We start from the raw sequence: 13838 nt of genomic DNA, 5'->3' as shown, positions 1-13838 counted from the left end.
CATCAGCGGTGTGTTGCTGGCACTGGCCCGGGTGATGGGTGAAACGGCCCCCGTGCTGATACTCGTGGGATACGCGCGGTCGATCAACTACGACCCGTCGAACGGCAACATGGCCTCACTGCCGCTGCTGATCTACACCGAACTGATCAACCCCGAAGCGGCCGGACGACTCCGAGTGTGGGGAGCGGCGTTGACGCTCATCCTGCTCGTTGCCGCGCTCTATGTGGCGGCCGCCTTCGTCAACCGATACCTCAACCGAAACCGCGCCTGAGCAGAACGGCTGAACCATGAGTAAACGCTTCGACCTCAAAGATCTGAACATCTACTACGGGTCGTTTCACGCTGTCGCGGACGTGACGATGGGGATACCCCAGCGCAGCGTGACCGCATTCATCGGCCCCTCCGGATGCGGAAAGTCCACGGTGCTTCGTGCGTTGAACCGAATGCACGAAGTGATCCCCGGCGGTCGGGTTGAGGGGTCGGTTCTCCTCGACGGCGAAGATATTTACGGCTCGGGCGTGGATCCGGTCAGCGTCCGCAAGACCATCGGCATGGTGTTTCAGCGACCGAATCCCTTTCCCACCATGTCCATTCGCGACAACGTGGTTGCGGGGTTGAAGTTGCAGGGTGTTCGCGGTCGAAAGTTGCTCGACGAGACCGCGGAGCGCTCGCTGCGTGGTGCCAACCTGTGGAACGAAGTCAAAGACCGCCTCGATAAGCCGGGCGGTGGGCTGTCGGGTGGCCAGCAGCAGCGGTTGTGCATCGCGCGCGCGATCGCCGTTCAACCGGACGTGCTGCTGATGGACGAGCCGTGTTCGGCGCTGGACCCGATCTCGACCCTTGCCATCGAAGATCTCATCGCCGAATTGAAACGCGACTTCACCATCGTCATCGTCACGCACAACATGCAGCAGGCCGCGCGCGTCAGTGATCAGACCGCGTTCTTCAACCTGGAGGCCACCGGCAAGCCGGGACGGCTGATCGAGGTGGACGACACCGGAAAGATCTTCTCCAACCCGATCCAGAAAGCGACCGAGGATTACATCTCCGGTCGCTTCGGGTAGGCCGATCGGGTCCTAGTAGGTCGGAATCTCTTCCTCGACCGGAAGGCGCCCGGTCACCTGGAAGATGACCCGCCGGGAGATCTCCACCGCATGGTCGGCGAAGCGCTCGTAGAAACGCCCGAGCAGCGTCACGTCCACAGCTGCCGCCACCCCGTGCTTCCACTCGCGGTCCATCATCACGCTGAACAGGTGCCGGTGCAGGTCGTCCATCGCGTCGTCGTCTTCCCGCATCCGGGCGGCCTTCTCCGGGTCCCGCGACTGGAGGACGTCGCTCGCGCTGTTCGCCAGATCGACAGCTACTCGACCCATCTCCGCGAAATAGCCGTTGACCTCCTCGGGCAGGACGTGCTGCGGATGACGCCGACGCGCGATCTTGGCGACGTGCAGTGCCAACGCCCCCATCCGCTCCACGTCCGCGACGATCTGGATGGAACTGACGATGGACCGCAGATCGCCGGCCACCGGCGCTTGCAATGCGAGCAGGACGAAGGCCGCTTCCTCCGCCCGGGCGCTGGTCGAGACGATCTTCTCGTGGTCGCCGATCACCTGCTCCGCAAGCACCAGATCGGCCTGCAGGAGTGCCTGGGTGGCACGCTCCATGGCCACTCCCGCCATCCGGCACATCTCAGCCAGCTGGCTGGTCAGGGCCTCGAGTTGCTCGTGGTACGCCGTGCGCATCCACTAAGCCTACTGGCGCAAGGTCGGGTAGGTCGTGGCGAGCACCTTAACGGTCGGTGAAACCGCAACTACTCGCAGCGCACATCGGCACCGTTGGTCACCGTCAGGTCCGACGGCAGCTTGGTCGGAGTGCTGCCGCCGGTGTGGGTGACGTTGACGGTCAGCGGCGTACCGCTGGCCTGCGGGTACCGCAGGGAGGTGTAGTCGGAGCCGAGAACCACCTGAACGACCTCGCCCAACCCGGTGATGCGTTCGATGCGGCTACCCGGCAAGGTGGCCGCGACGGTGGCGGCAGCCTGCTCGTTGCCCAGTGAGTAGTACACGGTGGTCTGGTAGCTGCTGGTCCAGTCCGAGTAGTAGTCCGGCTCGCGGACGTTGAAGCCGTACAGCTCGAACTCCTCGGTGGCGGAGTCGGCAAGGCCACTGCGCTGGGTTGCGTTGGCCACCTGCACGGTGACGTCACGCGGGTCGGCGGCCACCGCTTTGACTTCCTCGGTCGTGGTGGTGGTCGCGGTGGCCTCTTCGGTGGAGGTTTCGGTAGAGGTCTCGGTGCCCGAAGTCTCGGTGCCCGAAGTCTCGGTGGTGGACGTACCGGAGCTCTCGGTGGTGGACGTGCCCGAAGTCGTGCCGGATGTCTCGGTGGTGGACAAGCCGGAGGTCTCGGAGGTGGATTCCGATGAGCCGCTTGTGGTTTCGGTCGTCTTCGACGTTTCCGTCCGAGGACTGATGGTCTCGTTGAGATCGTTCTCACCGGGCAGCGGCTCGTCGTCGATGATCGCGTCGAACAGCGCTCGCACGTCCTGGGTGCGGGGGACCTCGTTGCCCTCCTCGTCAGCTTTGCCCGTGGTGGGAACGGTGACGAAGGTGATCCGGCCGGCGTTGATGCCCTGCAGTGACTGCCCCAGCCGGACGAGATCGCGGGTTTGGACGTTGTCGACGTAGCTGTCGTCGATGAAGGTGTTGACCACTTCGTCGAGCCGGTCGAGGTCGAACAGGGTCTCCGAGGAAATGATCGAGCGCAGCAGTGAGGACAGGAACAGTTGCTGGCGCTTGATGCGGCCGTAGTCGCCGTTGTGCTCGCTGGCGATCGAGCGGGCTCGGACGTAGTTCAGGGCGGTGTGCCCGTCGAGTTTCTGGCGACCGGCGGTGGAGAGCACGACGCCGAGTTCGGCGTCCTCCAAGGGGGTGGTGCTGCACACCTCGACCCCGCCGAGCGCGTCGACCATGTTGGCGAATCCGGCGAAGTCCACCGCCATGAACCGGTTGATGGCCAGCCCGGAGATCTTCTGGATCACCTTCACCAGGCACTTGGGGCCGCCGAGTGCGTAGGCCGAGTTGAGCTTGGTCGTGGTTTCGCGCTCGTTCTCGCTCCACTCGCCGTTGGTCTTGTCGTAGACCGGCCCGTACTTACCGGTCTCGGGGTCCCAGGCCTGGCAGTTCATCGGTGTGATCCCCAGGTCGCGGGGGAATGACACCGCCACCACACGTTTCCGGTTGGCCGGGATGTTGACCAGCATGATGGTGTCCGAGCGCGCCCCCTCGGCTGCGTTGGTGTCGCCGGCGCCCATCTCGGCGTTGGCGCCGATGCGGCTGTCCACACCGACGATGAGGAAGTTCTGGTCGCCGCTCTGGCCGCTCGGGTCGCGGATGTCGCTGGAGTTCGGGTCCAGCGCGGCGATGGTGTTGAGCAGCTTGTTCTTGGCGGACTGCCACTGCCAGGCCGCACCCGTGAGGGCCAATGCGGTCACCGCGATAAGGGCGGCGGCCACCCGGGCCATGAGCAGGGCGCGACGCCGATGCGGCGGCCGCTGCGGCGGCGGCGCAGGCGGCAGGGGCGGCCGTCCGGGCATCATCGGCGGCGGTGGTACCGGCGGCGGCCCCTGATGTGGAATCGGTCGCCGGCCGCCGGCCAGCGCGGCCAGGTCGGGGATTTCGTCGGGGACCGCGATCGGGACGGTCGCGTCCTCACCGGCGGGGGTGACGTCGACGCTGCGACGGGTGACGGGGTTGACGGTTCGGCTTCCGGTGACCTTGGCGATCAGGTCCGCCACGGCGACGCCCTCGCTGTGGGTTCCGGTGGGCTCGCTGGAGGCAGGGGCCCGCTCCCAGGGAGCCCGGCCGGGACGCGGGTGCTCTGGGCGGTTCGTCGGGCCGACGGAGCCTCCCTGGCCAGGAGTGGCGTTCTCGCCGTCACTCATGTTCCAGGCAGCCTCCGGGCTCAGGTGGATGTCGCCGGCGCGACAACGCGCCTGCAACCGGGAATCCGCTCGTCGGCACCCGGTCGGACCGTGGGTCTACAGCAGAGTGCTCATCGTACTGATCCAACCTGAGAACCTACTAGTTCCGCAGAGGTCAGGACGGCCACAGCGCGGTCTCGATTCAGCCACCGGAATTCATGACATCGGCGGCGGTCGGCACCGTGCAGTCGTCCGGGTCGTCGAGCCAGCCCTCCGGCAGGCCCACCGCCGCGGCCGAGCCCTGTCGGCCCCGCGGGCCGTGGCCGGCGGACGGGAACGGGATATCGGGATCGAGCTGGTTCAACAGGCCGTCGAGCTCGTGCAGGGTCCGCACCAGGGCCAGCGCCCGGCGCAGATCCGAGCCGGCCGGGAAGCCGTGCAGGTACCAGGCGATGTGCTTGCGGATGTCGCGCATGCCCTTGTCCTCGCCGAAATGCTCGGCCAGCAGGACGCCGTGGCGGCGGATGATGTCGACCACCTCGCCCAGGGTCGGGGGCGTCGCGATCGGGGCGCCGCTGAATGCCGCCGAGAGTTCGGCGAACAGCCATGGCCGGCCCAGGCAGCCACGGCCGATGACGACGCCGTCGCAGCCGGTCGAGGCCATCATCGCCACCGCGTCGGCGGCTTCGAAAATGTCGCCGTTACCCAGCACTGGGACGCTTGCGACGGCCTGCTTGAGCTCGGCGATGCGGCTCCAGTCGGCGGACCCCGAGTAGCGCTGCGCGGCGGTGCGGGCATGGAGTGCCACCGCGGCGGCACCCTCCTGCTCGGCGATCCGGCCGGCGTCGAGGAAGGTGGTGTGCTCGTCGTCGATACCCACCCGGAACTTGACGGTCACCGGAACCTCGGTGCCCTCGGTGGCCCGCACCGCCGCGGCGACGATCTGCCCGAACAGCCGGCGCTTGTAAGGCAGCGCCGCACCGCCTCCGCGCCGGGTGATCTTCGGGACCGGGCAGCCGAAGTTGATGTCGATGTGGTCGGCCAGGTTCTCCGCGACGATCATGCTGGCGGCGGCATAGGTGGTGGCCGGGTCGACGGTGTAGAGCTGCAACGACCGCGGGGACTCCTCGGCGCCGAACGTGGTCATGTGCATGGTGACCGGGTGACGTTCGACCAGCGCGCGGGCGGTGACCATCTCGCAGACGTAGAGCCCGCTGACCGTTCCGGCGCGGGCGATTTCGAGTTCGCGGCACAGCGTGCGGAAGGCGACATTGGTCACTCCGGCCATGGGCGCCAAGACGACCGGGCTACGGAGGGTCAACGACCCGATCCGCAGCCCGGTGGCCGGTGTCTGCTGTGGAGCGACTATGAGGCCGCTCCGGCGAGTGCCTTGGCGGCGCGCTTCTCGGCGAGCTTGGCATCGCGGTCCAGCTTGCGCGCCTTGGCCTCCTCGAACTTCACGCACGTCTCCTCGAGTTCCGCGATGAGCGTGCCCAGTTCGTCGCGCAGCCGGGCGCCCTCGCCGGTGAAGTCTTCGCGCTCGAAGATCCGCCACTTCTTCAGCACCGGCATCACCACGTCCTCCAGATGGATTCGCGGGTCGTAGACGCCGCCGGTGGCGATGATGACGGCCTTGCGCCGGAACTCCGGGACGGTGTAGCCGGGCATCCTGAAGTTCTTGAGAATCCGGTACAGCGACGCCATCGCCATGTTCGGCGCGATGTCCAGGCCGGCCGCGCTGACATCGCGGTAGAAGATCATGTGCAGGTTCTCGTCGTTGGAGATCCGCGCCAACAGCTGCTCGGCAATCGGGTCGTTGCAGGCCTTGCCGGTGTTGCGGTGCGAGACGCGGGTGGCCAGCTCCTGGAAGCTGACATACATCACCGAGTCGAACAGGTTGTCGGCGAACAGGTCACCCTGCTGGTTCTGGCCCGGGGAGAAGCCACGAGTCATCTGCTCGACGCGCAGTTCCTCGAGTTCGACCGGGTCGCAGTTGCGGGTGACCACCAGGTAGTCGCGGATCGAGATGCCGTGCCGGTTCTCCTCGGCGGTCCACCGGTTGACCCAGTAACCCCAGGGGCCGTCCATCGAGAAGTTCATCGCGATCTCGCGGTGGTAGGCCGGTAGGTTGTCCTCGGTCAGCAGGTTCTGCACCAGCGCCGTTCGGGCCACCTCAGACAGCTTGCTCTGCCCGGGTTCCCAGTCCTGGCCGCCGAGGGCGTAATAGTTCTTGCCGTCCTGCCACGGGATGTAGTCGTGGGGATTCCAGTCTTTGAACATCGACATGTGCCGGTTGATCAACTTCTCGGCAACAGGCTCCAGCTCGCGCAGGAGTTCGACGTTGCTCAACTCTTTGGACATTGGTCCTCCGGTTATCTGTACCTGGTGGTTGCACCAATATATCTGTGTCCGGGAGTGACATTCAAGTTCGATGTGCTGGTCGGCATGTCGATCGGCGGTGCGTGCCCAGTTCGCTCGGGGTATATTCGCGGGCAGCAACCGAGGCGAGGGGATTTGCGGTGAAGAAGAGCCTGACCAGTTTTGGGGTCGCCGCCACGTTCGTTGTGTTCTTCGGGTCGGGAACAGCCGGCGCCATCAACGAATACAAGGGCATGACGTACGAGAAGGCCTCCGCTGCGATCAGCAAGTGGGGGACGCCGGTCGTCGCCAGTCGGGTCGGAAGCTTCCTGCCCACCGAGAAGTGCCTCATCACCGGCTCCCGGACGGCCAGTTTCCTGGACTCCAGTGGCAACAACCGCGGCGGCACCGTCTTGCTGGATCTGAACTGCAACGACAACACGGCTGCCGGCGAGCACCCCGGCTACTCCGTCATGACACCGCAGGGCGCGAAGGCGGCGCAGCAGCGTCGGTCCGCGGAGTCCATCAACAAGAACTTCACGGCGACAACGGCTGCTGGTAAAGATCCGTGGTGCGCGGAACACCTCGACTACTGCCAGCGGGTCTGCAAGGCATCCGAGCTGTGCACGGACGGACTTCTGAAGTACCTCGGGCTCTAGGGGTTTAGCGCTCCGGCGTCGTCAGGGGGGTCGCTGATCGCCACCCGGCAGCGTGGACATCACGCCACCGCATCGTGTTCGGGCCGGTATCGGCCATGTCGTAAGGGTGGCCAACCACACCCGTTGAGTGCCCCCACTAGGACTCGAACCTAGGACCTGCGGATTAAAAGTCCGTAGCTCTACCAACTGAGCTATAGGGGCGCGAGGCTCCACAATACTGCCCCCGTGCCGCCCCGGATCTCACCCGCCCGTTTGGGGATTCGGCGCGCTATCCCCTAAGCTATCGACGCTCCACAAACACGTTGTGCAATACCCCGAAGAGATTCGGCTTGGGCCCCCTTCGTCTAGCGGCCTAGGACGCCGCCCTTTCAAGGCGGTAGCGCGGGTTCGAATCCCGTAGGGGGTACGCATGGTGCGTACGCGCGGAGTGCAAGCAAGGCCCTGTGGCGCAGTTGGTTAGCGCGCCGCCCTGTCACGGCGGAGGTCGCGGGTTCGAGTCCCGTCAGGGTCGCCAAATCGGCGAGGCACCGGTTGTTTGATCCGACTCGGGGCCTTCCGGCCAGGTAGCTCAGTTGGTACGAGCGTCCGCCTGAAAAGCGGAAGGTCGCCGGTTCGATCCCGGCCCTGGCCACCAGCAGAAACCACTCGATCACGGGTGGTTTTTCTCGTTCCCGGGGTGACCATCGGTGACCCGCAGATGGGTCACGCCGAGTGCCGCCGCTGGGCCAACTCCTGCGTCCTGGTCGGGGAATCCAGGCTCTGCATCGATGGCTTCTCCGCGGAAAGGAATTGCTCAGCGCGGCCGGGTAAGCCAACGACTTGTCCCATCCTGATGCCGCAGTAAAGTTGTCGCCATGACTTTGCTGGAAGTCACCCCGGCTAGCCTCGAAAGGCTGGCCGGGCACTGTGGGTCTTGGGCGGGTGAGATTGCCGCCGCCACGCCGTCGGTGCCGAACGGGGCGGGGCACGCCTCCGCTGAGGCTGTCGCCGCGGTCCACGGCCGTATCGGGGTAAGTGGGGTGGCGCTGGCCGCCCGGATGAGCGCAACCGCGGAGAAGCTCACCAACGCGGCCGTCGGGCACGCGTCGCAGGACGCACAGTCGGCGGCCGTGCTCTCCAGAGTGGTCCCCGACGTCTGATGCCGGCGAGCAGGGGCATTCCGACGCTGTCACAGGTCTGGAGCTGGAATACCGACTACCTCTCCGAGGCGGCGGATAATTGGGCCCGCATCGCGGTGGTTTGGGAGGAGAGCTTTACGGCCCTGGCCAATCAGATCAGCGTTCCCGGCGGCACCCCTTGGGAGGGCGCGGCCGCCGATGCCGCGTTCGCCCGTGCCCACTCCGACCGGATGATCGTCATAGGGCTGGCTGACGAGCTGCATGCCGCAGCCCGGATCGCACGCACCGGCGCGAACCAGATCGACTCTGCCCGTGGCGCTGTGCTAAGCGTCGTCAACGCCGCCGAGGCCGCCGATTTCGTTGTTGGCGAGAACTTTTCGGTCAGCTGTCCGGGCCTGTTCGACCCGGTTACCGCCGCCGCCCGGCAGGCCCAGGCCGAGGCGATCGCGGCCGACCTGCGACTCACCGTCGGCACCCTCGCGGCCACTGACGCAGAAGTCGCGGCGAGTCTCACCGCTGCTACCACCGGGCTGGGCACCAGCGTGTTCCCAGCTGAGATGTTCGGCGCCGACCCCCCGCTTTCCCCGGCAGGGGACAAGAGCGGCGACTCGCCGACCAATTCCCGACCCGAAGGCTTGCCGCCCGAGGGTGTCCTCCCGCCCGTGGCGGGTCCGCTGACTGAAGGGGATCCCAGCCGCCCCAGCGCGCACCGGCGCGGAGGGAAGAGCCTATGGGACGAAGACGGTGGCGAGTAGCGCTACTTTCCTGGCGACAAGTGGCATAACCCGCACTGGGATTACAACCCGCACAGCAACCCGTATTCGGAGTGGGACAACATCCCAATCAACGGATTGCCACCGCGCATCGGGGAGCCCATGCCGGCGCCGGCCCCACCTGCCACCGGTCCTGATCTGGTTCCGGGTATTACCATGCCGCAGATCGACATCCCCACGCCCAGCCCCGCGGCGAGCGGACCTGCGGTCGTTGCCGGCGGGGGAGCGTTGCTGATCCTGATATTGGGGGTGTTGGCTCTTGCCTGATTCACCGACGGGTACCGGTGTGCCGTTCGACACCGAGACGGTGTCGTCACTGCCGCAGGTGATTGCCCAGCGCAATGGGCCGCTGTCCCTTGCGCCAGCACAGCATCTGCCGATGTGGCTGCCGGGATTCACCGCACCGGATGGGTGGACGCCGACCTCCTCGGGTGATGTGCCGACGACTCAGATGATCGTGCGACGCCTGGACCCCGATAGTCAGTGGGACGGTTGCGAAATCCTCAACCTCTATCGGGTCCCGGGCGAGGTGCCACGGGACGTCGTCTTCGCCGATGCCGACCGGGCGTTGCGCGACGGCGGGGCGCGCGACATCCTCACCACCGCAATCGGCACACCGGCGTCTGATCGCATGATCACCGCGCGCGTGACCGGCGTTCTGGATGTGCAGCCCCGGCCCCTGTGGGCGCAGTACAGCTATTACGTCGTGCATTCAGCCGGTGGCACCGCGCTGATCGAACAGGTGATCATGGTCGGTCTGGATGTTCTGGACCGTCTGGGGCTCGATGTGCAGTCTCTTAGCGACGCCCTGCACCGATCCGTGCTGGCCAGCATTGAGCAGAGCCACACCCTTCGCGCCGACGTCATGGCGCGCTACGGCGCACCGGCCACCGACGGACCGTCCATGAGTGTTTTGCGGGTCAACTACGTGACCGACTTCTACTACGGCGATCCCGCCGTTGTCGTGACCCTCGACGGCGCTGGGGTGGTCGAGATGCTCTCCGCGGTGCAGACCGCGGTGAACGAGGGATCCTCGATGCTGGAGCACGATGGGGTGGTGCATCGGTTCCGCATCGAAGCCGGCGCTGCCGACATCGATCTGCAGCCGAGCCACACGGTGTGGCGGGTCGATGCCGCCAAGGCCGTCGAGATCGGCGAGTACCTGAAAACACTCGTAGCGGCAGGCTCGGGGCACCAGTACGTCGACATGGTGACGCCGGCGGAGACGCTGATCCTTTCCCGTGACGAATATGTCGGCATCGTCTTCCCCTGGGAGCAGCCGGACTGACGAGACAGACACCGATCCTCAGCCCGCGCCGCGCGCCGCTTTCACCAGCCCGCCACCGATGATCAGCCGCTGAATCTCGCTGGTGCCTTCATAGAGCCGCAGCAAGCGCACATCGCGGTAGATCCTTTCCACCGGCACGCCCCGCATGTACCCGGTGCCCCCGTGGATCTGCACGGCCGTATCGGCCACCCGGCCGGCCATCTCGGTGCAGAACAACTTGGCCACCGACGGCGCGATCCGCCGGTCCGCACCGGTCAGCCATTGGCGTGCCGCGTCGCGCACCAGGGCGCGTCCGGCCATCACCTCGGTCTGCTGATCGGCCAGCATCGCCTGCACCAACTGGAAAGTCCCAATCGCGGTGCCGCCCTGGGTGGCCGACGCCGCGAAGGCCACCGACTCATCCAGCGCCCGCTGCGCCGCACCGACCGCCAGCGCCGCAATGTGAATTCGGCCGCGCGCCAACGACGTCAGCGCCGCCCGGTAGCCGATGTCTTCGCTGCCCCCGATCAACGCGTCCGGACCCAGTCGCACGTCGGTGAAGTACACATCGGAGGTCCAGGCGCCCTCCTGGCCCATCTTGGCGTCCTTGGCGCCGACCTCGACGCCGGGGGCGTCGGCCGGCACCAGGAACACCGCGATGCCGGCGCCGTTCGCATCGGCGGGGCGGGTGCGGGCGAACACCACGAACAGGTCGGCCACCGGGGCGTTGGTGATCCACCGTTTCTGGCCGGAGATCACCCACCCGTCACCGTCTGGCACCGCTGTGGTGCGCAGCCCGGCCGGGTTGGAGCCGGCTCCCGGCTCGGTCAGCGCGAACGACGCCACCACCTCGCCGGTGGCCATCGGCTCCAGCCAGCGGGCCTTCTGCTCCTCGGTGCCGAACCCCACCAGCACCTGCCCGGCGATGCCGTTGTTGGTGCCGAACATCGACCGCACCGATAGCGCGGTGTAGCCCAACTCCAGGGCCAGCTCGACGTCCTGGGTGATGTCCAGTCCGAGGCCGCCCCATTCCTGCGGGATCGCGTAGCCGAACAGTCCCATCCGCTTGGCCTGCTCGCGCACGTCGTCGGGCACCCGGTCCTGCTCGGCGATCTCGGACTCCCGCGGCACCACCACCGAGCGCACGAACTGGCGCGTCTGGGCCACAATCAGTTGAAAGTCGTCGTCGCTCAGGGCGGGCTCAACGGTCATGACGTCATGCTGTCATGACGTCATGGCGTCTAGAAGCCATGAAATACGATCGGGTTCATGGCGTTACTGGCAGGTCGGACCGCTGTCGTCACCGGTGGAGCGCAAGGTCTCGGCCTTGCCATCGCCGAAGTGTTCATCGCCGAAGGCGCCCGTGTGGTGCTCGGGGATCTGGACCTGGATCGCACCAAGGCGGCCGCCGACGCGCTGGGCGGTCCGGCGGTGGCCCGCGCGGTGCGCTGCGACGTGACGTCCGCTGCCGACGTGGACGCGCTCGTCGCCGCCGCGGTGGAGGAATTCGGCCGACTCGACGTCATGGTCAACAACGCCGGCATCACCCGCGACGCCACCTTGCGGAAGATGACCGAGGGGCAGTTCGACGAAGTGATCTTGGTCCACCTCAAGGGAACCTGGAACGGCACCCGCGCGGCCGCCGCGGTGATGCGCGAGCAGGGCAGCGGGGCGATCGTCAACATGTCGTCGATCTCCGGGAAGGTCGGCCTGATCGGCCAGACCAATTACTCGGCGGCCAAGGCCGGCATCGTCGGGTTGACCAAGGCCGCAGCCAAGGAACTCGCGCACGTCGGCGTGCGGGTCAACGCCATCCAGCCGGGCCTGATCCGGTCGGCAATGACAGAGGCCATGCCGCAACGCATTTGGGATGCCAAGCTCGCCGAGGTGCCGATGGGCCGGGCCGGGGAGCCGCGCGAGGTGGCAACGGTGGCGCTGTTCCTGGCCTCCGACCTGTCGTCGTACATGACCGGCACGGTCCTGGAGGTCACCGGCGGGCGCCACATATGACCCGGCTGGCCCAGACCCTGGGCCTCACCGAAACCCAGACTGAAATCGTCGACACGGTAAGACGATTCGTCGACAAAGAGATCATCCCGAACGCCCAGGAACTCGAACACGCCGACACCTACCCGCAGGCCATCGTCGACCAGATGCGCGACATGGGCCTGTTCGGGCTGATGATCCCCGTCGAGTACGGCGGCCTGGGGGAGTCACTGCTGACCTACGCGCTGTGCGTGGAAGAACTGGCCCGCGGCTGGATGAGCGTCTCCGGCGTCATCAACACCCACTTCATCGTCGCCTACATGATCCGTCAGCACGGCACCGAGGAGCAGAAGCAACGCTTCCTGCCGCGAATGGCCACCGGGGAGACTCGCGGCGCCTTCTCGATGTCCGAGCCGGAACTGGGTTCCGATGTCGCCGCCATCCGCACCCGCGCCGCCCGCAACGACGACGGCACCTACACCGTCACCGGCCAGAAGATGTGGCTCACCAACGGCGGAAGTTCCGCTCTGGTAGCGGTTTTGGTGCGCACCGACGAAGGCGCCGACAAGCCGCACCACAACCTCACGGCCTTCCTGGTCGAGAAACCGGTCGGCTTCGGCGAAGTCGTCCCCGGCCTCACCATCCCCGGCAAGCTCGACAAACTCGGCTACAAGGGCATTGATACCACCGAGTTGCTGTTCGACGGCTACCTCGCGTCGGCCGGCGACATCCTGGGGGAGGTGCCCGGGCGGGGCTTCGCCCAGATGATGGACGGTGTTGAAGTGGGCCGCGTCAACGTCGCCGCCCGCGCCTGCGGGGTCGCGGTGCGGGCCTTCGAACTGGCGGTGCGCTATGCCCAGCAGCGCTCGACATTCGGCAAGCCGATCGCCGAGCATCAGGCCATCGCGTTCTCGCTCGCCGAGATGGCCACCAAAGTCGAAGCGGCGCATCTGATGATGGTCAACGCCGCCCGGCTCAAGGACTCCGGTCAGCGCAACGATCTGGAGGCCGGCATGGCCAAGTACCTGGCCAGCGAATTCTGCGCCGAAGTCACCCAGGCCAGCTTCCGCATCCACGGCGGCTACGGCTACTCCAAGGAGTACGAGATCGAACGGCTGATGCGCGACGCTCCGTTCCTGCTGATCGGCGAGGGCACCAGCGAGATCCAGAAGACCATCATCAGCAAGCGGTTGCTGAACGACTATCGGATGTGACGATGACGACCGAACACCAGACCGAGCACACGACCGAGCACAAAACGACGTACTGCCGGATCTGTGAAGCGCTGTGCGGCATGGTGGCCGAAGTTCACGACGGCCGGCTGGTGGCGCTGCGTCCCGACAAGGATCATCCGCTGTCGGCGGGGTTCGCCTGCCCGAAGGGCATCGCCTTCACCGAAGTCGTCAACGATCCCGACCGGGTCACCACACCACTGCGCCGGCGACCGGACGGCGGATTCGATGAGGTGAGTTGGGACGAGGCGATGGCGGACATCGCCCAGCGGCTCAGCGCTATTCACCAGCAGCACGGCTCCAAGGCGGTCGGCTGGTACTTCGGCAACCCGGGCGCCTTCAGCTACGCGCACGTGCTGGCCGTCGTGCTGTTCGTGCACGGTCTGGGCCTGGGCACGCATCTCTACAGTGCGTCTTCCCAGGACACCCACAGCCGGCTCATGGCCAGCCAGTTGCTGTACGGCATCCCGTCGACGGTGCCCATCCCGGATCTGTCCCGCACCGACCTACTGGTGGTGATGGGGGC

General features: G+C 66.5%; 13 protein-coding genes, 4 tRNA genes and 1 pseudogene. 12 read left to right on the top strand and 6 right to left on the bottom strand.

Annotation, left to right across the window (positions count from 1 at the left end):
* Nucleotides 1–271 (top strand): annotated as a pseudogene (locus ADBZ6I_RS10340) (phosphate ABC transporter permease PstA); the annotation flags it as partial.
* A gap of 16 nt (nucleotides 272–287) precedes the next feature.
* Entirely contained in the window at nucleotides 288–1064 is a 777-nt protein-coding gene (pstB, locus tag ADBZ6I_RS10335) for a phosphate ABC transporter ATP-binding protein PstB (RefSeq protein ID WP_526383456.1), read from the top strand.
* Nucleotides 1065–1076: 12 nt separating this feature from the next.
* Here pstB and phoU read toward each other — a convergent pair whose 3' ends face one another.
* From phoU to ADBZ6I_RS10315, 4 genes are all read right to left on the bottom strand, one after another.
* Nucleotides 1077–1742: a phosphate signaling complex protein PhoU gene (phoU, locus tag ADBZ6I_RS10330; protein ID WP_526383454.1), complete on the bottom strand. Its 666-nt coding sequence runs from the start codon at nucleotides 1740–1742 to the stop codon at nucleotides 1077–1079.
* A 68-nt stretch (nucleotides 1743–1810) separates the two neighbouring features.
* Entirely contained in the window at nucleotides 1811–3940 is a 2130-nt protein-coding gene (locus ADBZ6I_RS10325; RefSeq protein ID WP_526383452.1) for an LCP family protein, read from the bottom strand.
* Between the two features lie 181 nt (nucleotides 3941–4121).
* Nucleotides 4122–5288 carry a tRNA dihydrouridine synthase DusB gene (gene dusB, locus ADBZ6I_RS10320; protein ID WP_526383458.1) on the bottom strand — a complete coding sequence of 389 codons (1167 nt, stop codon included), beginning with the start codon at nucleotides 5286–5288 and terminating at the stop codon, nucleotides 4122–4124.
* Nucleotides 5285–6280, bottom strand: coding sequence for an acyl-ACP desaturase (locus ADBZ6I_RS10315; protein WP_526383450.1), 996 nt, complete (start codon nucleotides 6278–6280; stop codon nucleotides 5285–5287). The genes dusB and ADBZ6I_RS10315 overlap by 4 nt, the downstream gene beginning before the upstream one ends.
* Nucleotides 6281–6438: 158 nt before the next feature.
* Here ADBZ6I_RS10315 and ADBZ6I_RS10310 point away from each other — a divergent pair, with 158 nt between their 5' ends.
* Nucleotides 6439–6936: a hypothetical protein gene (locus tag ADBZ6I_RS10310; protein WP_526383448.1), complete on the top strand. Its 498-nt coding sequence runs from the start codon at nucleotides 6439–6441 to the stop codon at nucleotides 6934–6936.
* A 128-nt stretch (nucleotides 6937–7064) separates the two neighbouring features.
* Here ADBZ6I_RS10310 and ADBZ6I_RS10305 read toward each other — a convergent pair.
* Nucleotides 7065–7137, bottom strand: a tRNA-Lys gene (locus ADBZ6I_RS10305).
* A gap of 132 nt (nucleotides 7138–7269) precedes the next feature.
* Between ADBZ6I_RS10305 and ADBZ6I_RS10300 the strand changes: the two genes are divergently transcribed.
* The 6 genes from ADBZ6I_RS10300 to ADBZ6I_RS10275 all read left to right on the top strand — a co-directional run bounded on the left by ADBZ6I_RS10300 (nucleotide 7270) and on the right by ADBZ6I_RS10275 (nucleotide 10115).
* Nucleotides 7270–7342 (top strand) — tRNA-Glu (locus ADBZ6I_RS10300).
* A gap of 31 nt (nucleotides 7343–7373) precedes the next feature.
* Nucleotides 7374–7450, top strand: a tRNA-Asp gene (locus ADBZ6I_RS10295).
* 43 nt (nucleotides 7451–7493) lie between these two features.
* A tRNA-Phe gene (locus ADBZ6I_RS10290) sits at nucleotides 7494–7570 on the top strand.
* Nucleotides 7571–7790: 220 nt separating this feature from the next.
* Complete coding sequence (locus ADBZ6I_RS10285; protein WP_526383446.1) at nucleotides 7791–8075, top strand: hypothetical protein; 285 nt, start codon at nucleotides 7791–7793, stop codon at nucleotides 8073–8075.
* A complete protein-coding gene (locus ADBZ6I_RS10280) occupies nucleotides 8075–8809 on the top strand; it encodes a hypothetical protein (protein ID WP_526383444.1) in 735 nt (244 codons plus the stop codon). Before ADBZ6I_RS10285 ends, ADBZ6I_RS10280 begins: the two co-directional genes overlap by 1 nt.
* A 277-nt stretch (nucleotides 8810–9086) precedes the next feature.
* A complete protein-coding gene (locus ADBZ6I_RS10275) occupies nucleotides 9087–10115 on the top strand; it encodes a hypothetical protein (RefSeq protein ID WP_526383442.1) in 1029 nt (342 codons plus the stop codon).
* 18 nt (nucleotides 10116–10133) lie between these two features.
* On the opposite strand, the gene ADBZ6I_RS10270 is transcribed toward ADBZ6I_RS10275, so the two are convergent.
* Nucleotides 10134–11306: an acyl-CoA dehydrogenase family protein gene (locus ADBZ6I_RS10270; RefSeq protein WP_526383440.1), complete on the bottom strand. Its 1173-nt coding sequence runs from the start codon at nucleotides 11304–11306 to the stop codon at nucleotides 10134–10136.
* Between the two features lie 57 nt (nucleotides 11307–11363).
* On the opposite strand from ADBZ6I_RS10270, the gene fabG reads away from it, so the two are divergent.
* The 3 genes from fabG to ADBZ6I_RS10255 all read left to right on the top strand — a co-directional run.
* Nucleotides 11364–12104 carry a 3-oxoacyl-ACP reductase FabG gene (fabG, locus tag ADBZ6I_RS10265; RefSeq protein WP_526383438.1) on the top strand — a complete coding sequence of 247 codons (741 nt, stop codon included), beginning with the start codon at nucleotides 11364–11366 and terminating at the stop codon, nucleotides 12102–12104.
* The gene (locus ADBZ6I_RS10260; protein WP_526383436.1) at nucleotides 12101–13294 is read left to right on the top strand and encodes an acyl-CoA dehydrogenase family protein; all 1194 of its coding nucleotides are present in this window, start codon (nucleotides 12101–12103) and stop codon (nucleotides 13292–13294) included. The genes fabG and ADBZ6I_RS10260 overlap by 4 nt, the downstream gene beginning before the upstream one ends.
* Before the next feature lie 2 nt (nucleotides 13295–13296).
* The coding region (locus ADBZ6I_RS10255) for a molybdopterin-dependent oxidoreductase (protein WP_526383434.1) at nucleotides 13297–13838 on the top strand (542 nt) is incomplete at its 3' end.

Origin of the sequence: Mycobacterium sp. (genome assembly GCF_044342925.1) — a bacterium.
Classification (GTDB): domain Bacteria; phylum Actinomycetota; class Actinomycetes; order Mycobacteriales; family Mycobacteriaceae; genus Mycobacterium.
The sequence above is the reverse complement of the archived record's forward strand: the minus strand, read 5'-3'. Positions and strand labels throughout refer to the sequence as shown.